Source organism: Kribbella pratensis (assembly GCF_004365355.1).
GTDB lineage: Bacteria > Actinomycetota > Actinomycetes > Propionibacteriales > Kribbellaceae > Kribbella.
Genome location: NZ_SODP01000003.1, coordinates 615,772 through 636,606, shown reverse-complemented (window position 1 = coordinate 636,606; position 20,835 = coordinate 615,772). Strand labels below are relative to the sequence as shown.

At 68.0% G+C, this 20,835-nt stretch carries 21 protein-coding genes; 9 read left to right on the top strand and 12 right to left on the bottom strand.

All coding sequences use genetic code 11. The annotated features are described in order from the left end of the window. Positions 1-9: 9 nt before the first annotated feature. From EV653_RS30855 to EV653_RS30840, 4 genes are all read right to left on the bottom strand, one after another. Positions 10-687 (bottom strand): DUF1707 SHOCT-like domain-containing protein, encoded by a 678-nt coding sequence (locus tag EV653_RS30855; protein ID WP_134107984.1) that lies wholly within the window; start codon positions 685-687, stop codon positions 10-12. 96 nt (positions 688-783) lie between these two features. Further along, positions 784-1,581 carry a Rossmann-like domain-containing protein gene (locus EV653_RS30850; RefSeq protein ID WP_134107982.1) on the bottom strand — a complete coding sequence of 266 codons (798 nt, stop codon included), beginning with the start codon at positions 1,579-1,581 and terminating at the stop codon, positions 784-786. Next, complete coding sequence (locus EV653_RS30845; protein ID WP_134107980.1) at positions 1,578-2,645, bottom strand: pyridoxal-phosphate dependent enzyme; 1,068 nt, start codon at positions 2,643-2,645, stop codon at positions 1,578-1,580. Before EV653_RS30845 ends, EV653_RS30850 begins: the two co-directional genes overlap by 4 nt. A 40-nt stretch (positions 2,646-2,685) precedes the next feature. Beyond that, positions 2,686-2,949 (bottom strand): hypothetical protein, encoded by a 264-nt coding sequence (locus EV653_RS30840; RefSeq protein WP_134107978.1) that lies wholly within the window; start codon positions 2,947-2,949, stop codon positions 2,686-2,688. A gap of 194 nt (positions 2,950-3,143) precedes the next feature. Here EV653_RS30840 and EV653_RS30835 point away from each other — a divergent pair, with 194 nt between their 5' ends. Next, on the top strand, positions 3,144-4,328 hold the full coding sequence (locus EV653_RS30835; RefSeq protein ID WP_134107976.1) for a DUF6236 family protein: 1,185 nt from the start codon (positions 3,144-3,146) through the stop codon (positions 4,326-4,328). A 30-nt stretch (positions 4,329-4,358) separates the two neighbouring features. On the opposite strand, the gene EV653_RS30830 is transcribed toward EV653_RS30835, so the two are convergent. From EV653_RS30830 to EV653_RS42340, 5 genes are read right to left on the bottom strand one after another with little or no spacing between them, the layout of a single operon-like run. After that, positions 4,359-4,841 carry a MarR family winged helix-turn-helix transcriptional regulator gene (locus EV653_RS30830; protein WP_134107974.1) on the bottom strand — a complete coding sequence of 161 codons (483 nt, stop codon included), beginning with the start codon at positions 4,839-4,841 and terminating at the stop codon, positions 4,359-4,361. A gap of 42 nt (positions 4,842-4,883) precedes the next feature. Beyond that, positions 4,884-5,909, bottom strand: coding sequence for a copper resistance D family protein (locus EV653_RS30825; RefSeq protein WP_134107972.1), 1,026 nt, complete (start codon positions 5,907-5,909; stop codon positions 4,884-4,886). Further along, entirely contained in the window at positions 5,909-6,415 is a 507-nt protein-coding gene (locus tag EV653_RS30820) for a copper resistance CopC family protein (RefSeq protein WP_134107970.1), read from the bottom strand. The genes EV653_RS30825 and EV653_RS30820 overlap by 1 nt, the downstream gene beginning before the upstream one ends. Positions 6,416-6,417: 2 nt before the next feature. After that, on the bottom strand, positions 6,418-7,113 hold the full coding sequence (locus EV653_RS30815; RefSeq protein ID WP_134107968.1) for a YcnI family copper-binding membrane protein: 696 nt from the start codon (positions 7,111-7,113) through the stop codon (positions 6,418-6,420). A gap of 46 nt (positions 7,114-7,159) precedes the next feature. Then, complete coding sequence (locus tag EV653_RS42340) at positions 7,160-7,693, bottom strand: hypothetical protein (protein WP_134107967.1); 534 nt, start codon at positions 7,691-7,693, stop codon at positions 7,160-7,162. 162 nt (positions 7,694-7,855) lie between these two features. Between EV653_RS42340 and EV653_RS42335 the strand changes: the two genes are divergently transcribed. The 5 genes from EV653_RS42335 to EV653_RS30785 all read left to right on the top strand — a co-directional run bounded on the left by EV653_RS42335 (position 7,856) and on the right by EV653_RS30785 (position 13,115). After that, on the top strand, positions 7,856-8,380 hold the full coding sequence (locus EV653_RS42335) for a SigE family RNA polymerase sigma factor (RefSeq protein WP_134107965.1): 525 nt from the start codon (positions 7,856-7,858) through the stop codon (positions 8,378-8,380). Position 8,381: 1 nt separating this feature from the next. Beyond that, positions 8,382-9,155 carry a hypothetical protein gene (locus EV653_RS30800; protein ID WP_134107963.1) on the top strand — a complete coding sequence of 258 codons (774 nt, stop codon included), beginning with the start codon at positions 8,382-8,384 and terminating at the stop codon, positions 9,153-9,155. A gap of 20 nt (positions 9,156-9,175) precedes the next feature. Further along, entirely contained in the window at positions 9,176-10,009 is an 834-nt protein-coding gene (locus EV653_RS30795; protein WP_134107961.1) for an ROK family protein, read from the top strand. A 139-nt stretch (positions 10,010-10,148) separates the two neighbouring features. Beyond that, positions 10,149-10,811 carry a pentapeptide repeat-containing protein gene (locus EV653_RS30790; protein ID WP_238160548.1) on the top strand — a complete coding sequence of 221 codons (663 nt, stop codon included), beginning with the start codon at positions 10,149-10,151 and terminating at the stop codon, positions 10,809-10,811. A gap of 87 nt (positions 10,812-10,898) precedes the next feature. After that, entirely contained in the window at positions 10,899-13,115 is a 2,217-nt protein-coding gene (locus EV653_RS30785) for an NADP-dependent isocitrate dehydrogenase (protein WP_134107959.1), read from the top strand. 82 nt (positions 13,116-13,197) lie between these two features. Here the strand turns inward: EV653_RS30785 and EV653_RS30780 are convergent, their stop codons facing one another. Then, complete coding sequence (locus EV653_RS30780; RefSeq protein ID WP_134107957.1) at positions 13,198-14,211, bottom strand: metallophosphoesterase; 1,014 nt, start codon at positions 14,209-14,211, stop codon at positions 13,198-13,200. 157 nt (positions 14,212-14,368) lie between these two features. Here EV653_RS30780 and proS point away from each other — a divergent pair, with 157 nt between their 5' ends. Beyond that, positions 14,369-15,781 carry a proline--tRNA ligase gene (proS, locus tag EV653_RS30775; RefSeq protein WP_134107955.1) on the top strand — a complete coding sequence of 471 codons (1,413 nt, stop codon included), beginning with the start codon at positions 14,369-14,371 and terminating at the stop codon, positions 15,779-15,781. Positions 15,782-15,804: 23 nt separating this feature from the next. Here the strand turns inward: proS and EV653_RS30770 are convergent, their stop codons facing one another. Beyond that, positions 15,805-16,788, bottom strand: a complete 984-nt coding sequence (locus EV653_RS30770; RefSeq protein ID WP_134107953.1) for a helix-turn-helix transcriptional regulator — start codon at positions 16,786-16,788, stop codon at positions 15,805-15,807. 404 nt (positions 16,789-17,192) lie between these two features. Continuing rightward, the gene (locus tag EV653_RS30765) at positions 17,193-18,629 is read right to left on the bottom strand and encodes a GuaB1 family IMP dehydrogenase-related protein (RefSeq protein ID WP_134107951.1); all 1,437 of its coding nucleotides are present in this window, start codon (positions 18,627-18,629) and stop codon (positions 17,193-17,195) included. A 217-nt stretch (positions 18,630-18,846) separates the two neighbouring features. Between EV653_RS30765 and EV653_RS30760 the strand changes: the two genes are divergently transcribed. After that, complete coding sequence (locus EV653_RS30760) at positions 18,847-19,482, top strand: hypothetical protein (protein ID WP_134107949.1); 636 nt, start codon at positions 18,847-18,849, stop codon at positions 19,480-19,482. 13 nt (positions 19,483-19,495) lie between these two features. Continuing rightward, positions 19,496-20,752: a hypothetical protein gene (locus EV653_RS30755; RefSeq protein ID WP_134107947.1), complete on the top strand. Its 1,257-nt coding sequence runs from the start codon at positions 19,496-19,498 to the stop codon at positions 20,750-20,752. Positions 20,753-20,835 lie beyond the last annotated feature (83 nt).

Sequence of the window (20,835 nt, the reverse complement as noted above, 5' to 3'; positions counted from 1 at the left end):
CCGCATGCCCTAATGCAGCTCGTGGTGCCCTTTGCCCTTGTTCTTCTTGCCGTGCCGCTTGGCCGACGACTGGCCGCCGACGCCGCCGAACAGCGCGAGGCCCTTCACCACGACGGTCGGGGCGTTCGGGTTCGGGTCGTCGCTGCCGCGGGCGCCGAAACCCCCGAAGATGCCGACGCCCTCGTTGCGGACCGTCACTCCTTCCGGAACGGTGATGTCGATCCCGCCGAACACCGCGAACGCGTAGATCGTCACCTCGCGACCCTCGAAGACCGCATTCGTCATGTCGAGATCGTGTCCGCCGAACACCGCGAACGCGTTCGTACGCCGTTTCACCCGCCAGCGGCCGGTCCGCTCGCCGCCGCCGAAGATCGCCACCATCGTGTCGAAGCTCTGGCTCGGGTCGGCCGGCTCCTCGATCGGGACCGGGCTGTTGGAGACCGACGGCTGCGTCATCGGCAGCGGCACCGGCTGGGCCTGACCCGGTACGACGAGGTCGCGCGTGATCGGCTCGAGCTCGCCCAGCGTCCTGGCCTGCAACGTCTGCTCGAGGCGCTCGGCATGCTCGTCCTGCGACAACCGGCCCGACATCAGGGCATCCCGCAGTACGTCGACGACCTGGTCACGATCGGTGTCGGACGCCCGCAGGTGCGCGTGCGGGTGCGGGCGGTCGGGCAGATTCTCCATAAGACCGAACGATATATCGAGAAAGGCTCGGTGAGGACTCCGGAAAATCCCCGATCCTGACCCCTACTCCCGGGGCTGCACTCTGAGGGCACGTGGTCATCGATCGGTCCGGTAGCGATACAGGCTGCTCGGGCGGGAGCTGAACTGGGAGAAGGGGAACGGTTCGGCCGACAGCGCGGTGACGCCGTCGCCGAGGAACGCGCGGGCTACGGCGCTACCGGTCTGGGCATAGATCGCCAGCGGTTTCCCTTGCTCGCGGCAACGAGTGAGGAGGACGTCGAAGCTGCCGTTGGACAGGGTCATGCCGGTGGCGACGACCGCGTCCGCCGCGTCGATCACCTCGGTCATGTCATCGGACACCGGCAGACCCGACGCCGTCTCGCGCAGGTTGAAGTCGCACGGCAGGCAGATCCCGCCGCGGGCCGTGATCGCGTCCACGAGCGGGTTGACGACCCCGATCAGCGCAACCTTGGTGCCGTCAGCGACATCCAGCAGACCTGCGACGGCGGCGTCGCGGGCCCGGGCACGGACGTCCGGCGTACCGGCCGGGAGGACGATCTCCTCGGCCTGCTCCGACAGGTGATGCGGCTGGACCGTGGCCAGGTAGGCATCCAGCGCCGCGATCCGCACCGGGAGCGGATCGTCGGACGTGAGTACGTCGGCCAGCGTCCGCCCGGAGGTGTCCGCGCAGTACGACGGGTCCAACTCCCCGGCCTCGAACGAGCATGCGCCGAAGACCTCGCCGACCCGCAACAAGACGTAGTAGTTGCGATAGGTGACGTCGGCGCCCGGAAGCCGGGTGGTGTGATGCAGCCAGAAGGCGCTGGTGACGTTGAAGTTCGCCGGCGAAGGCGAACCGGCGAGGACAGCGGCGGTCAGGTCAGCAACGGTCATGGCAGCTCGGCCAGCCTTTCAGGGTGTGAAACTCCTCGCGTCTGACCAATGCCGACGTGCCGGCGGTCCCACGACATGGCCGACCACGGCACCGAGAGGTCGTCGAGCGAGTCGATCTCGAGCGGTCGCATCGACGCCATCGGTCGCGCCTCGGCATGGCGGGCAAAAGCGGACTCGACGTACCGCGTCCCGGTGTCGGCGGCCAGGAACACGTGCTTGCGGCCGCGGTCGCATCTGTGCTCCCACAACGCCGACAGGTACGCCGCGCCCGCCGACAGCCCGGCGAACACCCCGGACGTCCGGAGCAGATCGACGGCCGCGGACATCGCGTAGTCGAACGAGACCCAGTGCAGCCGGTCGTACAACTCGTGCCGCACGTTGCGGAACTCGATCGAGCTCCCGATCCCCGCGATGATCATGTCCGGATCCTGCGTGTGCCCGGCCCCGAACGTGACGCTGCCGAACGGCTGCACGCCGACCAGGTTCACGTCGCGCCCACGGTCCCGCAGGTACGCCGCGATCGCGCCGGTCGACGCGCCCGTACCCACGCCGCCGACCAGACAGAGCGGTCCGTCCGGCACCACCTCCGCGACGAGATCCGCGACCGCGCGGTACCCGAGGTAGTGGATGTCGTCGTGATACTGCTGCATCCAGTGGTACGTCGGGTTGTCGCGCAGGATCTCCTGGATCCGGCGTACCCGGAGGTTCTGGTCGAGCTGCAGGTTGTTCGACGGGGGCACCTGCTCGACGGTCGCGCCGAGGATCTCGAGCTGGATCTTCAGGGTCCGGTCGACCGTGGTCGAGCCGACGATGTGGCAGTTCATCCCGTACCGGTGACAGGCGAGCGCGAGCGCGTGCGCGTAGATCCCGCTCGAGGAGTCGATCAGCGTGTCACCACGCCGTACCCGCCCGGTCTCGAGCAGGTGGCGGACGGCGCCGAGCGCGGAGTACACCTTCATGGTCTCGAACCGCAGGCAGATCAGATCGTCCCCTGAGGAGGAAGGGACCCGGATCGGATCGGGATCTTTGATGGCCTCCGCCAGATGGTCGTGCAGTCGCGTCATCGGCGCGGTTCGCTCCTTGGGTCAGATCCGGTGTCGAGGGTCAGCACGGGCGGAGCGTGCGAGTTGCCGATCCGGGCGGCCGCGGCGAAGCTGACAGGTTCATTGCCTCTAGCAACGGATGCCCGCCGGTCGAGGTTCCCGGCGGCGACAGCTCGGACGACGCCGGCAGCACGTCGCCGACCGCTCGGCCGGCGTCCAGCACCACGACCCGGGTTGCAAGCGCCCGCACGAGGTCGAGATCGTGACTGAGCAGCAAGATCCCCAAGCCGCGACCACACCGATCGTCAACAGCGGCCTCGGACACGACACATCCTCACGTTAGTGAAAACGATCGTCAAATCCAGCGCGCATCCGAACCCGACCCGATCATTCTTCCGAGGGCGACCACCGATCGCTCTCCGTGACGGCGTGTCCTCCGCGGCGGGCGGGAACTGACGACAGGCGCCGTACGCCGGGTGTACCGTCCGTGCAGGGCTGGAGAGCAATCCAGGGGGACCAATGCGCGACGCTGGGCTGTATTTCCCATTCATCCATGTCCGCGACGACGACTGGTTGAAGCTCGCGGCGCTGTACTGGCCGCAGCTCTACCGCATCGCGCCGCAGTACTACCTGACGCGAGATAGCGACACCGCCCGCGAGTTCGGCGATGCCGATGTCTTCCGGAGCGTTGATCCGCAGCATTATCTCGACGGCCTGACGATCGATCTGGTCCGCGCGATCGAGGACAACCTCGAAGTACTGCAATCGGCGTACGGCTTGGAGCGCGCGAACGAGGCCTTCGACGGAACCAGCATCTGGTCCGACGGCGTCGGCAACACGGCGCAGTACCCGCAACTGGCCTGGATCCACGCCAAGAAGTTCTGGCCCGGTCTGATCAAACGCCTCGTCGATGCAGGTCTGGCCGTTCAGGGGCGACCGCAACCGGCACAACACCACGACGGGGATGACGGCGCATGGATCGGGATGCATCCGGCGCTCGGCGGTGCCTACATGACAGCACTCGCAATGCAGATCGGGCAGCTCGACGGGATGCTGCCACTGACCGATCAGGCGGAATCTCGTACCTCGGCCCCGAGCGCGGACGTTGCCGCCGTTCTCCACCTGCTCACCGGCTCAGCCCGTGCTGCACGAGGCGAGGAGGTCAGCTCGCGGTACATGATGCTCGCGCTGCAATACATTCGTCCGAAGAACCTCAGCGCGATCCCGGCGCGACGAATCCTCGAATGCAGAGAGGCCTTAGCACCGGAGCTGCAACGCTTCCGTGAGCACGTCGAGGCGGCCGAGGCCGAACTCGAAGAGGTTGCAGCGTTGCAGACAGAACAGCGTCGGCTCGACGCAGTGGCAAACCATGTCCAGCGCAGCATCGAGGCGCCACTGCGCGACCTTGAACGCGGGCTTCAACTGAACAGGATCGAGCCGGCTCGCGCGATGTTGGTGAGCGGCTCGCTTGCCGCGCCGCCAATCGCCGGGAACCTTCTTGACACTTCAGGCTTGGCGGGCACGGTCATCGGGCAGTCGGTCGGAGCGGCTCTCGCGGTCGGCGCCGCCTGGTGGCAGGTCGGCGAAGCACGACGCGTCAAGCGAGAAGCCTCGCCGATGTCCTACGTTCTCGCCATCCAGGACGAACTGACACCGAAGACGTTCGCGCAGAAGGTTCGCCGGGTCTGGACCGGCACGCACTGACCGAGGGTCCCAGCCGCTCCGTAAGCCCTGCTACTCGTCGCAGTCGGGGGTGGGGTAGGTGGGTGGGAGGGCGGCGGCTATGCGGTTGAGGAGGGTGGTGAGTTGGGCTTGCTCGTCGGCGGTGAGGCGGTTGAAGAAGTAGGTGCGGACGGCGGCGACGTGGTCGGGGGCGGCGGCGTCGACGGCTTTGCGGCCGAGGTCGGTGAGGCGGACCATCGAGCCGCGGGCGTCGGCGGTGCATTCCTCGCGGCAGACCAGGCCGCGTTTCTCCATCCGGCTGACCTGGTGGGACAGGCGGCTGCGTTCCCACCCGACCGAGCGGCCGAGGTCGCGGGTCCGGAGTACGCCGTCCTCCGCCTCCGACAACGGGTGGAGCAGGGCGTAGTCGGCGCCGGACAGGCCGGAATTGCTGATCATCCGCGCCTCGAGCGCGCGCATCAGCTCGCGGTGCGTGTCCCGGTACGACTGCCAGAGCCGCGCCTCACGCTGATCGAGCCACTGCGGTTCACCCATGCACACAGTGTACGGATATCTGTTGACATGTCATCGAGTCCGCTACGGCGTGCGTGACAAGGCAACCGCAAGGCCGATGGTGCCAGCCATCACGAGCAGTTCGAGTACGGCGAGCCGCCGGAACGCGACCGGATCACCCGCCTCCAACTGCGGCAGCGTGCTCTGCCGGTGCAGCTGCCCGATGATGACGAGCGTCGCGAACGCCAGCGTCTTCCCCAGCACCAAGGCGCCGTACCCGCTCGTCACCCATTGCGTGATCAGACCCCAGCCGTCCTGCCGGCCACCGAGGTGGATCTCGGCTGTCAGCAGGCCCGTGATCCCCATCGTCACCGCACACACCAGGGCGACCGTGCTGAACACCTCGACAGCCTGACGCGAACGCGAATACCGCAGTACGGCGCCCAGTCCGCCGACCCACGCGGTCGCGGCGACAACGTGCACGACCAGCGAGGTCGTGGCGAGAACGGACCAGGCGCTCGTCCGATCGAGCGCACCGTGGCCGGTCAGCAGCGGTCCGATCAGAGCGGCGACCGTGAGTACGGCGGCAAGCCGCGCACCGCGCAACGTCTTCACACCGCTCAACACAACAGCCAACACAGCGGTCAGTACGACGGCAACCGCCAGCGCACGCACTTGCGTGAGCTGACCTGCCGGCTCGGCATGCTCCGCAAGGTGCGACAGCGGTATGCCAAGAATCACCGTCGCCGTGGCGATCAACCCACCGATGCTTGCCACCGCCCAGATCCCGGCCGCCAACGCCGCGTCCTGGCAGGCCCGAATCGCCTTATTGCCAAGCTTTCCGCCGTCCGCGGGCAGAAACAGCAGTACGGCGAGCACGGCGCCGCCGGTGGCCACGGCGGCCGCGTCGGCGACGAATCGCAGTACCGGAACGGCCCAGGACACACCGAGGCCGGCGCCGAGCAACCCGTCCACGGCTCGCCTCGGCGCGCCACCCGCGGCATACAACGCCGCCACCATCACGACGATGCCGGAGGCAACCATCCCCAGGATGAGCCAGCCGGCCCGCCCCTCGGGGCGGACGGCGCCGCGCGGCAGAGGTTCGCTCATCAGTCCGCCGGGCGCCGACGGACGATGACGATCGCGAGCGCCACGACCACCAGCATCACCAGGCACATCGCGACGATCGTGACCACATTGCCGTTGCCCTCGGGGGCCGCCGGCGTGCCGGCCGGTTGCGTTGCGGGATGACCGGCGTGCGTGACCGTGAACGCTCCCGAGATCGTGATCGGGTGCCCGTCGGCCGACACGACCCGGGCCTCGACGGTGTACTTCCCGGCCTCGATCATCGCGCCGACCGGCTGGGTGACCGTGTTGTCGACCACCTCGGCGTCACCGTTCGCGACGTTGGTACCGCTGGGCGACTTGACCTGCACCTGCGTCCCGTTCGAGCCGACCGGTTCGTTGAAGGTCAGGATCACCTTCGTCGGCGGCGCGGCCATCGACGAACCGTCCGTCGGCGTCATGGACTCGAGTTTGGCGTGCGCCGCCGCCACGCCGGTGGAAACCACCAGCGTGAACAGCGACGCCACCAGAATTGCGATCAGTCGACGCACGGCTACTGCTTCTCCACGGAAGCCGGAGTAGCGGCAGGACGTCGGGGCCGCAGCCCGAAGGCCAGGCCGAGCAGTCCGACGAGCAGCCCGGCGCCGCCGAGCCAGCGTGCCAACGTGTCCGACGTACCTTCGGACGTCGTCGCCGCCACCGGAGTGAGAGCAGCCGCCAGCTTCAGCGTCGGCGCCGGGTGCTCGGGCTCGTCCGCACCGTCCTTGGCGACGTCGGCCCACTTCACCACCTCACCGTCGCTGTAGGTCTGGACCGCGGGGAAGCTCAGTGAGTCGACCCCCTCCGGCAGCTTGCCGACCGACAACGCGAACTCGTCGAAGTCGTTCGCCGGGATGCCGCCCGCGGTCGCCGTCCAGGTGACCGTGGTGATCGCCTTGGTCAGCGTCACGTCGCCGACCTTGACCTCCGCCGGCAGCTTCTCTTCCTTCTTCTCCACCTTCCAGCCGTCCTTCACCTGCGCGCCGACGGACGCGAACGGATGGTCCTTGGGCAGGCTGACGACGAGCTTGGTGGTGCTGGTGTTGTCGGACTCGGTCGGGACGCGGAAGACCAGCTTCGCGTACCCGCCGGGCTTGGCGTCCGGCGAGGACACCGTGACGTGCGCGGACGCCGATCCCGCGGCGCCGATCACGACCAGCGCGGACGCCGCGACGATCGCGCCGGCGCGCAGGACGAATCTCTTGGGCATGAGAGAACCTTTCCAGGCATACGAGTAATCCGGCCCGTGGGCCGGTTCAGACAGCAGCGATCACTCGTACGCCGGGAGGTCCGCGGCGGGAAACGTTCGACTCGCGCCAGGACGCGGCGAGCCGCACCGGCGCGGACACCACGACGAACCTGCGGGCGGGTCCCGGCACCGGATGCAGAACCGGAAGCTGGGGAAGGAACCGGGCGACGATGCGAACGACGCGCGTGATCCAACGCCGGGCCCGGCTGACCGCGAGTACGCCGGCCAGCAGGACCGAGAGGTGCGTGCCGGTCATCATCAAGCTGGAGCCGACACCCGGCGGCATCGCCATACCGTCGTGCATGCTCGCCGAGTCCAGCGTGACGTGCACGAACAGCTGCACCGCGGCCAGGACGAGTGCCGTCAGCAACCGTTCCCCGGCGAGGTACTCCCCCAGCAGCCAGCACACCCCGGCCAGCGCCGCCAACGGAGCTACGACGCCGAGGGGCACACCACCGCCGCCCACGAGCACGTGGCCGACTACCGCCACCGCGACGCTCAGCGCCGCGACCACGGACGTCGTCCTGCTCTCGGTCGGCATGTCGTTCCCCTCGCTCCAGTCACTCTACGGACAGGAACGGGTCCGGGTTCCCTCGGTACTGACCCGGGGAGCGCCGACCATGAGAAAAGATTCTTGCCGGATCGGTGCAACCAGTCGGTGGGCCCACCACGTTTGACCCGGCATGACTGGGGAGTGCCACGGGTGAGACCGGAGACCGAGCAGGACTACGTCGAGTTCGTCACGCACCAGGCCAACGCGCTGTGCCGGACCGCTTACCTCCTGTGCGGCGACTGGCGCCGGGCAGAGGACGCGACCCAGGAAGCTCTCATCCGGCTGTATCGCGTCTGGGGGCGGATCCAGCGCAAAGGCGCTGTCGGTGCCTACGCGCGGAAGGTCGTGGTCTCGACCACCCTCGACGCGCTGCGCCGCAAATCCAGCCAGGAGATCGTCGGTGGTGACGACTACTTCGCCCATGAGACCGACCCCGCCGACCCGCTCGGCGTCCTCGAGAACCGCCTTGTGATCACTAAGGCCCTGGCCGAGCTCCCGCCCCGCCAGCGCGCTTGCGTCGTACTGCGCTACTTCGACGAACTGTCCGTCGAGGAAACCGCCGCCGCCCTCGATTGCCGCCCCGGGACCGTGAAGAGCCAGACGCTGCGCGCCTTGGAGAAACTGCGCACGCATCCGGCCCTCGCCGAGCTTTCCGACCTGGCCGTGAAGGGTTGAGATGACCAACGAACTGAAGACCTTGCTGGACCAGGCCGCCGACCGTCCCGCCACGTTCACGCCGGACGTGGCAGATCTGGTCGCCGCTGCACGGCACCGCACTCGTGTCCGCCGCATCGTGATCTCGGCCGCGACGGCTGCCACGGCGGCGACCGCGGTCATCGCCGTACTGCTGGTCGGCCATCTCGGTACTACGCGGCCCGCGCCGCAGCCGGCGACAACAGCCCAGCCGAAGATGGTCACCGATCTGTGCGCCAAGTCCGATGACTTCTTCCGGACCGCGAACGACGACGCGTGGCGGCAGCAGGTGGTCAGCAGCTGGACCGACAAGGTCGTCGAAGTGACCGACGCCGACGGCGCGATGACGGTACGACGCTCGCCGGACGGGTCGCAGTACGCGTACTGCGTGGCCGGCGTACCGATGCTCGGCCGGCCCTTGGGTGGTTTCGGCGCGACGCTGCTCAACGTCGGCATCGTCACGCGCCCGTACCAGATCCAGCGCTACTGGAGCATGGGGTGCGGCGATGATCCGGTCGATCGGGACAACCGGACGATGCCGTGCACGGGGGTGCGGTACAGCTACGCGGGCCGGGTGCCGGAGGGAGTCACCCGGATCGCGTTCTCGGGCCTCGGTCAGCATGCGAACGCCACGATCAAGGACGGCTACTGGGTCCACCGCGTGTACACCGACGACATCAGGACGGGGAACGTCGACCCGATCTACATCACGATGTACGACCGCTCCGGGAAGCAGGTGTTCAAGGAGCGGTACTGACTCTTTGCGATGATGTCCGGATGGACGTAGCGGTGCTGGAGATCGGGGGGAGTCACGTCACGGCGGCCGTGGTCAGGCCGGCGACGTGGGACGTGACGGAGGTGGACCGGGCCGAGCTCGAGTCGCAGGCCGCCGCCGAGGTGGTGGTCGGGCAGCTTGCGGACACTGCGCGGAAGTTGCCGCTGGCAAACGGTCTGGCGATCGCGCTGCCCGGTCCGTTCGACTTCGGTACGGGCGTGGCGTGGTACCGCGGGCAGGGCAAGTTCGACCAGCTGTACGGGTTCAACCTCGGCGCGGCGTTGAGCGCCGAGCTCGGGATCGACCGGCTCCTGTTCGTGAACGACGCGGAGGCGTTCACGGTCGGTGAGTGGACGGCGGGCGAGGTCCGCGGCGTCGACCGCTGCCTCGGCGTCACGATCGGCACCGGCATCGGTACGGCGTTCCTCGCCGACGGCCGGGTGGTCCGCGAGGGCGACACCGTCCCGCCGGGCGGCGAGCTCTACAAGACGACGTACGCCGGGAAGCCGCTCGAGGACTCGATCTCCGCCCGCGCGATCCTCGGCGCCTATGCGGACCGCACCGGCGCCGAGGCTCCCGGCGTCAAGGAGATCGCCGACCAGGCCCGAGCCGGCGACGCCGGTGCCCGTGACGTCCTGGTCACCGCCTTCACCCACCTCGCCACCGCCTTGACCCCCTGGCTCGAACGCTTCGGCGTAACCCACACAGTCCTGGGCGGCTCGATCTCAGGAGCCTTCGACCTGGTGGCGTCGTCGCTCGACTTCCCGGTCTCCGCAACCAAGGACACCGAACACTCCGCCCTGATCGGCGCAGCCGCCCACTACCTCCGCGCGTGAAGGCGGACCTGCACCACTGACCAACCCCGACCCGCGGCCCGCTCGGGCCGTCCGCCGCGCGTGAGCCGGGCAGCCGACGGCCAGTTGGTCAGTGCGGGAGATCCGCCGAGTGTCGGCAATCCCGGCTACGGTCATTGGCGTGAAGATCGCCGTACCCCGCCTCCGGTCCAACCTCGACGCGGCTGACCTGACCGAGCTGGACGACGAGGAGCGGCTGCTCGACCTGGCGCTGGAGGACATCGACCTCAGCGACCAAGAGGCCGAGCACGTCGAGCTCAGCGGCTGCCGGCTGACGCGGTGCAAACTGGCCGGTTCCGACCTGGAGAAGCTGATCCTGGTCGACGCCGAGCTGGCCCAGTGCGATATCGCCAACGCCCGCTGGTCCGACGCCGCGCTGACCCGGGTCGCGATCTCGGCGTCCCGCATGATCGGGTTCGCCGGCCCCGGCGCCAGCCTCCAGCACATCACGATCCGCGACAGCGTGCTCGACTTCGCGTCGTTCCGGTTCTCGAGGTTCCAGAAGGTCGAGCTGACCGACTGCCGGCTGCAGAACGCCGACTTCGTCTCCGCGGACCTGACCGGGGCGGTGTTCCGGAACTGCGACCTGTCCGGAGTGGAGTTCTCCCAGGTCAAGGCAGCCAAGGCGGTTTTCGTGGACTGCACCTGGGAGGGCGCGAAGGGCCTGGCCTCGCTGGCCGGTGCGACGGTCGCGGCGGCATCCCCGATCGACACGTTGGCGTTCACCAGCGCGGTGACCGCGGCGAGCGGTATCACACTTGCTCACCCCGACGAGCTCGACTGACTGATCTCCGCAGGCGAGCCCCGCACGGGGCGTGAGCCTGCCCACGCCGGGGACGGTCCGGCCGGACGGCCCATTAGGGTGGGGCCTGTGACTGACTCGACGATCATCTACACCCACACCGACGAGGCTCCGGCGCTCGCCACGTACTCGTTCCTCCCTGTCGTCCAGGCGTACGCCGGCCAGGCCGGTGTCGGAGTGGAGACCCGGGACATCTCACTGGCCGGCCGGATCCTGGCCGTCTTCCCGGAGTACCTCAAGGACGACCAGCGGATCGCGGACGCGCTGACCGAGCTCGGCGAGCTGGCCAAGACGCCCGAGGCGAACATCATCAAGCTGCCGAACGTCTCGGCCTCGATCCCGCAGCTGAAGGCCGCGATCGCCGAGCTGCAGTCCCAGGGCTACGCCCTGCCGGAGTACCCGGACGAGCCGAAGACCGACGAGGAGCGGGAGATCCAGGCCCGCTACGACAAGATCAAGGGCTCCGCGGTGAACCCGGTCCTGCGCGAGGGCAATTCGGACCGCCGTGCGCCCGCCTCGGTGAAGAACTACGCGAAGACCCACCCGCACCGGATGGGCGCCTGGTCGCCGGAGTCGAAGACCAACGTCGCGACGATGGACACCGACGACTTCCGCTCGACCGAGAAGTCGGCCGTCATCGAGGCCGACGACGTGCTGCGGATCGAGCTGGTCGGCGACGACGGGACGACCACCGTGCTGCGCGAGTCGATCCCGGTCCTGGCCGGTGAGGTCGTCGACGCGTCGGTCCTGCACGTGGCCGCGTTGCGCGAATTCCTGACCGCGCAGGTCGCCCAGGCGAAGGCCGACGACGTGCTGTTCTCGATCCACCTGAAGGCGACGATGATGAAGGTCTCCGACCCGATCATCTTCGGCCACGTCGTCCGCGCCTTCTTCCCGAAGACGTTCGCGCAGTACGGCGACGTGCTGGCGAAGGCCGGCCTGACGCCGAACGACGGCCTCGGCGGCATCCTGCACGGCATCGCCACGTTGCCCGAGGGCGCCGAGATCACGGCCTCCTTCGACGCCGAGCTCGCCGACGGCCCGAAGCTCGCGATGGTCGACTCGGACAAGGGCATCACCAACCTGCACGTCCCGTCGGACGTCATCGTCGACGCGTCGATGCCGGCCATGATCCGGACGTCGGGGCACATGTGGGGCCCGGACGGCGAGGAGCACGACACCCTCGCCGTGCTGCCGGACCACAGCTACTCCGGGATCTACCAGGCGGTCCTCGACGACTGCCGCGCGAACGGCGCCTTCAACCCGGCCACGATGGGCTCGGTGCCGAACGTCGGCCTGATGGCGCAGAAGGCCGAGGAATACGGCTCGCACGACAAGACGTTCGAGATCCAGACCACCGGCACCGTCCGGCTGGTGAACCAGGCCGGCGACGTCGTCCTCGAGCAGGCCGCCTCGGCCGGCGACATCTTCCGCGCCTGCCAGACGAAGGACGCGCCGATCCAGGACTGGGTCAAGCTGGCCGTCAACCGGGCCCGCGCGACCGGTGACCCGGCGGTGTTCTGGCTGGACGAGACGCGGGCGCACGACGCGCAGATCATCACCAAGGTGCAGAAGTACCTGTTCGACCACGACACCGAGGGCCTGGACATCCGCATCCTGGCGCCGGTGGAGGCGATCAAGTTCTCGCTGGAGCGGATCCGCCGCGGCGAGAACACGATCTCGGTGACGGGCAACGTACTGCGTGACTACCTGACCGACCTGTTCCCGATCCTCGAGCTCGGGACGTCGGCGAAGATGCTGTCGATCGTGCCGCTGATGGCCGGCGGCGGCCTGTTCGAGACCGGTGCCGGCGGTTCGGCGCCGAAGCACGTACAGCAGTTGGTCAAGGAGAACTACCTGCGCTGGGACAGCCTCGGCGAGTTCTTCGCGCTGGCCGCGAGCTTCGAGCACCTGGCCCAGGCAACCGGCAACGCTCGCGCCCAGGTCCTCGCCGACACCCTCGACCGGGCGACGGCGACGTTCCTCAACGAGGACAAGTCCCCCACCCGCCGGGTCGGCGGCATCGACAACCGCGGCAGCCACTTCTACCTGTCCCTCTACTGGGCCCAGGAACTGGCCAAGCAGACCGACGACGCCGCCCTGGCCGAGGCTTTCGCGCCCTTGGCCGAGTCCCTGTCCGCCAACGAGCAGACGATCGTCGGCGAACTCCTGGCGGTCCAGGGCAACCCGGTAGACCTCGGCGGCTACTACCGGCCCGACCCGGCGAAGGCGGCCGCAATCATGCGCCCGTCGAAGACCTGGAACGACACGCTCGCGTCACTCTGACCCGGCAGAACAGAAGCGCCCGGTGCCCCACGTGGGCACCGGGCGCTTCAGCGTTCAGGAGCTTCAGGAGCTTTCAGGAGCTTCAGGAGGTGAACGGCACCCGCGCCCAGGTCAGTACGGCGGGGTTGTGGGAGTCGATCGTGACACGGAGGTAGTCGTTGTCGCCGGTCGAGCCGTCCACGGTGATACGCGACAGGTTCTCCGCCGGGGTAGTGACGCCGTAGAACTTGGTCCACGGCGAGCTCGCGGCCAGCGGCTTGTCGCTGTTGTAAACGTGGCTGTCGCCGTTGAACAGGTACACCGGGCCGCGGAAGTTCGCCGCCTCGCGAGCGATCTCCTGCACGATCGGCTGGAACGCGTAGTAGTCCGCGAAGGCCGGATTCGTCACGGTCGGATCGAACATGTCGGCCTGGGTCAGCAGCACCACGGCCTTGTTGTGCTCGTCGCGAGCCTGGGCGAACGTGTCGTGGATGCTCTGCATCACGGCCGACGTCCGGTTCAGCACCTCGGCGGCCTGCTCGGGCGTCGGCGCGGTCTTGCCGGTCCACGGCGCCATACTGTTGTTACTGCCAACGATGTGCAGAGCCGCGAACGCGACGTCGTCTCGGGTGAACCGGACGTCTTCCGGGATGCCCTGCGCCGCCTGGGTCTCGACCTTCGCCGGGTGCTGCCCCAGCGTCCTGCCCGGCTGCGGGAAGAACACCTGCCGGACCTTCGCGAGCCGCTCCAACGGGTTGTAGCTGCCGTTGTTGGCCCGGTGGCAGTCGGTCCACTCGTTGTCGCCGACGGTGTAGACCAACGGGTCGGCGAACCGGTCGAACTGCGTCTTCACCTGCGCGAAGTACTCGTCGCTGCACACCGACGAGCCGTCCTTGATGTCACCGAGGTGGGTGACCAACCTGACCGGCTTGTCCGCGTTGATCTGGTCGACCACCTTCGGGAACCTGGCGATCTGCGCCGGGCCGTAGGGAATGTCGCCGATCACGGCGAAGGTGTAGGTCTGCGGTCCCCGGTCTGCGGCAGCGGACGGGATTCCGACCGCCAGCCCGACCAGAGCCAGACAGGCAGAGATCACAGGCGCACGACGTACTCTCACAGCGTTCCTCCAGGTACGAGCGGATACGAGCCCACTTTTGGATCCGGTGATGAACACCGGTGCACAGCCGTATGAACATCAGTGCCTGAGAGCCCGCTGAACGCGCGCGCCGGAAATGCGTGGCCGGACCATCGATCGCGTTCCTAGACTGGCGGTCATGACGACGACCCGTTCCGTGCTTGCCTCGCAAGCAGCGGACTACCCCCGATGGTTCCAGGATGTGATTGCCAAAGCCGAGCTCGCCGACAACGGGCCGGTGCGGGGGACCATGGTCGTGCGACCGTATGGGTACGGGATCTGGGAACAGTTGCAGGAGGCAATGAACCGCCGGATCAAGGCAACCGGCGCCGCGAACGCCTACTTCCCGCTGCTGATCCCCGAGAGCTACCTCCAGCGCGAAGCCGAGCACGTCGAAGGCTTCAGCCCCGAGCTCGCCGTAGTGACGCATGCCGGCGGCAAGCAACTCGAGGAACCGGCCGTCATCCGCCCGACCTCGGAAACCGTCATCGGCGAGTACATGGGGAAGTGGATCCAGAGCTACCGCGACCTCCCGCTGCTCCTCAACCAGTGGGCCAACGCGGTCCGCTGGGAGCTGCGCCCACGCCTGTTCCTGCGCACCACCGAGTTCCTCTGGCAGGAGGGCCACACCGCCCACGCCACCTTCGAGGACGCCCGCGCGTACGCGACCAAGATCCTGTACGACGTCTATCGCGACGTCATGGTCAACGTTCTCGCGATCCCGGTCACCGTGGGCCGCAAGACCCGCCGCGAACGCTTCGCCGGCGCCATCAACACCATGACGCTCGAAGCGATGACCGGCGACGGCAAGGCCCTGCAGATGTGCACGTCCCACGAACTCGGCCAGAACTTCGCCCGCGCCTTCGACATCGACTACCTGTCGAGCGACGGCCGGCGCGAACTCGCCTGGACCACCTCCTGGGGCAGCACCACCCGCATGGTCGGCGGCCTCATCATGGTGCACGGCGACGACGCCGGACTCCGCATCCCGCCGGCAGTCGCCCCGATCCAGGTCGTCGTACTAGCGGTAAGAGACGAAACGATCGACGCTGCTCAACGCATCGCCAAAGACCTCGAAGCTGCCGGCCTGCGGGTCACGGTCGACGATCGCACCGATCAGCCGTTCGGCCGCCGCGCGGTCAACTGGGAGCTCAAGGGCGTCCCGATCCGCATCGAGCTCGGCCCGCGCGATCTGGCCGCAGAGGTGGCAACCGTCGTACGCCGCCTCCGCGACTCGACCAAGACCGCCGTCAACCTCGCCGAGCTCACGTCAACCGTCGTCGACGCGATCGGCACCGACCAGGCGCATCTGCTGGAGGAAGCGACGGCTCGCCACACCGCACGCACCACCGCGGTGTCGACTGTCGACGAGGCGGTGGAAGCAGCCGCGTCGGGTTGGGCCAGCCTGCCGTACGACGCAATCGGTGAAGAGGGCGAGGACCGCCTGGCCGAGTCCGGTGTCACGGTCCGTTGCCTCCAACGCCCGGACGGCACCCTGCCCCTGGACGACGCCGAACCCGGCCTGATCGCGTACGTCGCCCGCTCCTACTAGCCGTTACAGAAGCGGCCGCCGGTTCAGCGTGCCAGGTACTTCCGGACATCGTCGCTCACCTGGGCGCGGCTCCGCAGACCGTACTTGCGGAGAATCGCGCTCAGGTGGGTCTTCACCGTGTTGAGGCTGATGCCGAGCTCCGCGGCCAGCTGGTCGTTGTCGAGACCGTCGGCGAGGAGTATGGCGACCGCCTGCTGCGCCTTGGTCAGACTGGTGAACCGACGCTCAGGTCCCTCGTCGGTCTCCATCAGCATCTCGATCAACTCGGACTGGATGTGCTCGGTCGCGTCGATGATCCGGTCGAGATACGTCCGTACGCCGGCAGTCAGATCGGGCTCGTTCTCCGCCTCGGCCGCGATCTCGCGGATCGACGCGACCCGGTGCGTCAGGTACTCCATCACGTGGTCGGACGTCAGCAGGTTCGGCCCGACATCACCCGCGGGCAGCCGGCGCAAGGCCTCCCGGTCCTCGCCTTCGCGGGTGAGCACACGCTCCACGACGGCACACAACCACTCAAACGCTCGTATTGCGTTGTCGTCGTACGACTTGGGCTCGTAGCTCTGCATCGACAACAGGCCGAAGAGCTGGTCGGGGCCGTCCTTCGACGGCCGGAAGATCGGCACGGTGACCACGTCCTCCGACCGCCGGCCCACGTCCCCCACCGGTATGCCGGCATGCAGCGCGAATCCGTTGTCGTAGGCGAACCGGTACGTCTGCCGGTGCTTGACGAGCCACGCGGTCTGCCCGTTCGGCCCGAAGTTGTGGCTGTCCGGACTGACGAAGTGACCCTTGTCGTAGCCGTACGGGTACCGCACCCGGTTGCTGCCCTGCAGGAACCCGACGAAGAACGCGTCGACGCGCGCGACCTTCCCGGCTACGACCCGGACGTAGTCGTACAGGCCGTAGTGGTCGGAACGGAACAGCGCTTCGATCTTGTGGTAGGCCTCGCGCAGGATGATCGCGGTCTCTGCGTCAACCCGCAGCGGGGCGCCCTTGTCTGACTCCACAACGTCGGCTCCCCACCCAGCACGGCAGCATCGATCCCTTGACTATGCCGCTGTACCCGCGACTTGCCAAGCGATGCCCGTGATCCGGTAGCCGGACGGTGTGACTGGACGGCGGTCGCGGGCGGTGAGTGTGAGCTCCCGAGTCGCCCTCCCAAGCCTCGGCCGAGCCCTCCTGCACCACCCGCGACCACGAGCGGAACACCGGTAACTGTTGAGCCCCCGCGTCGATCGATCCCACGCCCCCTGCGAGATCGGCGACCCCCCGACGGTCGTCCCGGTGTCCCTTCCTCCCCCCGCTGACTACACGGTGCCACCGAACGCCGACGGTGGCCATCGCCCGCCGCATGATCTTGTTGTGCCCTCAATCTCATCCCGGGGGTGAGATCGGATGTATACGATTACAGCTACCAGCTCGTGTCGAGCGGCTTCCCCTCGGCGTATCCGGCGGCGGTCTGCAGCCCGATCACGGCGCGCTCGTGGAACTCGGCGAGGTTCGCGGCACCGACGTACGTGCAGGAACTGCGGACGCCGGAGACGATCGAGTCCAGCACGTCCTCGACACTCGGGCTCTCCGGGTCGAGGTACATCCGGGCGGTCGAGATGCCCTCCTCGAAGATGCTCTTCCGGGCCCGCTGGAACGGAGTGTCGTCGGCCGTCCGGGACCGCACCGCCCGCGCGGACGCCATCCCGAAGCTCTCCTTGTAGATCCGGCCCTGGCTGTCGCGGTGCGGGTCGCCGGGCGACTCGTACGTGCCGGCGAACCACGAGCCGATCATCACGCTCGACGCGCCGGCCGCCAGCGCGAGCGCGACATCGCGCGGATACCGTACGCCGCCGTCCGCCCAGACATGCTTGCCGAGCTCACGGGCCCGCGTCGCACATTCGAGTACGGCGGAGAACTGCGGACGACCGACCGCCGTCTGCATCCGCGTCGTACACATCGCGCCCGGCCCGACGCCGACCTTCACGATGTCGGCGCCCGCGTTGACGAGATCCGTGACGCCCTCGGCCGTGACCACGTTGCCGGCCACGATCGGCACCGTCGGACCCAGCGCGCGAACCCGCTCGACGACCTCGAGCATCCGCTCCTGATGCCCGTGCGCGGTGTCGATCACGAGTACGTCGACTCCGACGTCGAGCAACGCCTTCGCCTTCTGCTCGGCGTCCCCGTTGATCCCGATCGCGGCGGCGATCCGCAGCTTGCCGTTCGCATCCAGCGCCGGCTCGTACAGGGTGGCGCGAAGCGCGCGCTGCCGAGTCAGGATGCCGACGATCTGGTCGTTCGCATCCACCACCGGAGCAAGCCGGTGCCGCCCGTCGTGCAGTTGGTTGAACGCGGCCTCCGGGTCGATCCCCTGCGGCAACGTCAGCAACTCCCGGGACATGATCCCCTCAAGCTGCGTGAACCGATCCACTCCAACACAGTCCGCCTCGGTCACAACCCCGACCGGCCGCCCGTGATCGACAACCACGACCGCGCCGTGATTCCGCTTCGGCAACAGGTTCAAGGCCTCGCCGACAGTCCCGGTCGGCGGCAGCGTCAACGCGGTGTCATGCACCGGATCCCGGCTCTTCACCCAACCGACCACGTCGGCCACGACATCGACCGGAATGTCCTGCGGAATAACCGCCAGGCCGCCACCCCGGGCCATGGTCTCCGCCATCCGCCGCCCCGACACAGCAGTCATATTCGCGGCGACCACCGGAATCGAAGCCCCGCTCCCGTCCCCCGTCGACAGATCCACATCCAGCCGCGACGCGACCCCGGACCGATTCGGCACGAGGAACACATCACTGAAGGTCAGATCGCCCGCAGCCTCCCGCTCATGATGAAACCGCATGACAATCCCCTTCCGCCCGCTGAACAAACCAAACCAGCCTGCCACGCAAACCAACCCCGAACAAGCGAACCGGCTCCCCCACCCCCGTCGAGTGATGCCTGATCCGCCCGGTCTCGTCCTTGGAGTGAAACCTCGGACCTACGCGTCCGCAGCCTGCTCACCGTCCGTCAGGAACTGGTAGCCGGGACAGGGAAGCCGGTGACCAGGGAGGCACGTCATGAGCAGGAAGTCCCAGACCGGGGCGGCGGAGGCAACCATTCCTCCGTTGGAGATCACCCGGAAGGAGCGGTGGGCAATCAAGTGGAGCGCGGTCCGGGACCGGGCGCGCTACCGGGCGGTGCCTATCGGTCGGCACACAGGCTGGACTCGGACGCAACACGGGGTGTACTTCGCACACGCCGTCGAGCTTCGCAAGCCTCTCGAAGCGCGTCAGGCAACTCTCGAGAAGGAACTGGCAACCCTGCAGGTCCTTCTCGACGAGCCGGCGATCACTGCGCCGGCTTCCTCACTGAGACCGCAGGGCACGGCGAGGGAACGCCATGACTGGGCTCTCCGGCGGCGGGCCGAACTGAGCGATCGCGTCGCGGCCCGCGCTCAGACCTCGGCACAACAGGCGGCAGTCGCCCGGCGAGCAGAGGTTCAGGCCGAACTGGACTGGCTGGAGAGCGAGTACGAGACGCTCCGCGAACTCTGCGAGAGCGCCTACTTGGTGCGCGTCGAGATGTACAGCCGTGTCCGCTGCGCCCGCGCCGACCGCAATCGCGCCGACATCCCACCGGCACCGCCGTTCGACGGACCGGTCTGGCAGTCCCGCCGTCCACATCTGGCCAGTGTTCAAACCCGTAGCGCCTGAGGAGGCCATCCCAGTGAAGTTCACGTTCCGACGCGCTCGCACCACGGGTATCGAAGCCCTTGTGCAGCGCAACAGCGACCTACCGGCGTTCACCGAGTTGCCGCCGGAGTTCGATCTCTCGTTGGAGCTGAAAGCCGCGGAGGCCAAGGCCCGGGTAGACGTCGAGAGCGGCGCGTACGACGTGACCGTGGTCGAGGCCGTCGACGGCCAACTGCCGTACGAGCAGGAGATCGACGCCAAGATCGACCGGATCCGTTCCGAGGAAGAGGTACGGCGAATCCTGGCCGAAGCAGAAGGCGAGCACTTCGTCCTGCACGCGCTGGAGTCGACCGAGGACGAGGACGGTCGAAAACTGTCCCATACCAGGCTGGAGTTGCAGGCCGCCCACCTAGAAGCCGATCTCGCCGCGGCGGAGGCGAGCCGGGCGGAACTCGGCCAGATCCTGCGCGGCGAGAAGCCGGCTGCGGACGACACCGACTGGAGCGCTACCGAGCCGCCCGCGCCCACGTCCGAGCGGTACCTCGGCATCGTGCTCCGACCGGAGCGCCTGAAGCTGTGGTTCAAAACTGTCGGCCTGCTGATCGTCTTCGGAGTTCCCGAAGGGTACGTCCTCACGTGGATCCTCGGCGTCTTCATCCACAACGACGACGATCGGTGGCTAGGTGCCAGCCTGGCCGCGATGCTGATCGTGTTCATGGTGATGGTGCCGTACGTCTGCGGCACCCGACTGGTCGGCTGCAAGCGGCGCGGGTACGCCAACCGGCTCGACCGGATCGTCTTCCTCGGCACCGCCCTCTGGGCGGTCTTCGGAGCGGGCCTGGCGCTGGCCCGGACGGACGCTTCGAGGCAGGACTTCGAGACCCAGCAGTTGGAGCGCGCTGCTGACGGCGGGGGCGCACCCGAGCAGTTCCACTTCTGGTTCGCATTCGTGCTCTGGCTGGTGGCTATCCTCGCCGTCGGCATCGCGATGATGTTCATCAAGGTCCTCACGCACAACCCGGTCCGGGGCGACGCGGTCAAGGCCGACACCACCATCGCCCTGCTGCGCCGCCGCGTCGGCAAGGTACGCACAGCGCTGACCGCCGTCGCGAATCACGCCGACTTCAAGCGCCGGATGGTCGCGAAGCAACTCGAAGCACGCAAACACATGTACGACGTCGTCCTCGTGCGGGCCGGCACCCATGTGAAGCGGCACTACCGGGACACGCTGATCACGATGATGGGCGACCCCGCCTTCACCACCGGTGTCACGAGCGGAGAAGTCGCATGACCTGGCAGTTCTGGCGGTGGCGGCGGATCGGACCGGACCGAACCGGCAGATGCCGCTCCTGCGCGCTCGTTCTGGAGGTCTGC

What these genes read in the sequence shown, in the direction of transcription:
- EV653_RS42340 (WP_134107967.1), bottom strand. Translation starts at nt 7,693, where the DNA reads ATGCCGACCGAGAGCAGGACGACGTCCGTGGTCGCGGCGCTGAGCGTC.
- EV653_RS30835 (WP_134107976.1), top strand. Translation starts at nt 3,144, where the DNA reads ATGCGCGACGCTGGGCTGTATTTCCCATTCATCCATGTCCGCGACGAC.
- EV653_RS30795 (WP_134107961.1), top strand. Translation starts at nt 9,176, where the DNA reads ATGGACGTAGCGGTGCTGGAGATCGGGGGGAGTCACGTCACGGCGGCC.
- proS (WP_134107955.1), top strand. Translation starts at nt 14,369, where the DNA reads ATGACGACGACCCGTTCCGTGCTTGCCTCGCAAGCAGCGGACTACCCC.
- EV653_RS30815 (WP_134107968.1), bottom strand. Translation starts at nt 7,113, where the DNA reads ATGCCCAAGAGATTCGTCCTGCGCGCCGGCGCGATCGTCGCGGCGTCC.
- EV653_RS30850 (WP_134107982.1), bottom strand. Translation starts at nt 1,581, where the DNA reads ATGACCGTTGCTGACCTGACCGCCGCTGTCCTCGCCGGTTCGCCTTCG.
- EV653_RS30830 (WP_134107974.1), bottom strand. Translation starts at nt 4,841, where the DNA reads ATGGGTGAACCGCAGTGGCTCGATCAGCGTGAGGCGCGGCTCTGGCAG.
- EV653_RS30760 (WP_134107949.1), top strand. Translation starts at nt 18,847, where the DNA reads ATGAGCAGGAAGTCCCAGACCGGGGCGGCGGAGGCAACCATTCCTCCG.
- EV653_RS30825 (WP_134107972.1), bottom strand. Translation starts at nt 5,909, where the DNA reads ATGAGCGAACCTCTGCCGCGCGGCGCCGTCCGCCCCGAGGGGCGGGCC.
- EV653_RS30800 (WP_134107963.1), top strand. Translation starts at nt 8,382, where the DNA reads ATGACCAACGAACTGAAGACCTTGCTGGACCAGGCCGCCGACCGTCCC.
- EV653_RS30845 (WP_134107980.1), bottom strand. Translation starts at nt 2,645, where the DNA reads ATGACGCGACTGCACGACCATCTGGCGGAGGCCATCAAAGATCCCGAT.
- EV653_RS30855 (WP_134107984.1), bottom strand. Translation starts at nt 687, where the DNA reads ATGGAGAATCTGCCCGACCGCCCGCACCCGCACGCGCACCTGCGGGCG.
- EV653_RS30765 (WP_134107951.1), bottom strand. Translation starts at nt 18,629, where the DNA reads ATGCGGTTTCATCATGAGCGGGAGGCTGCGGGCGATCTGACCTTCAGT.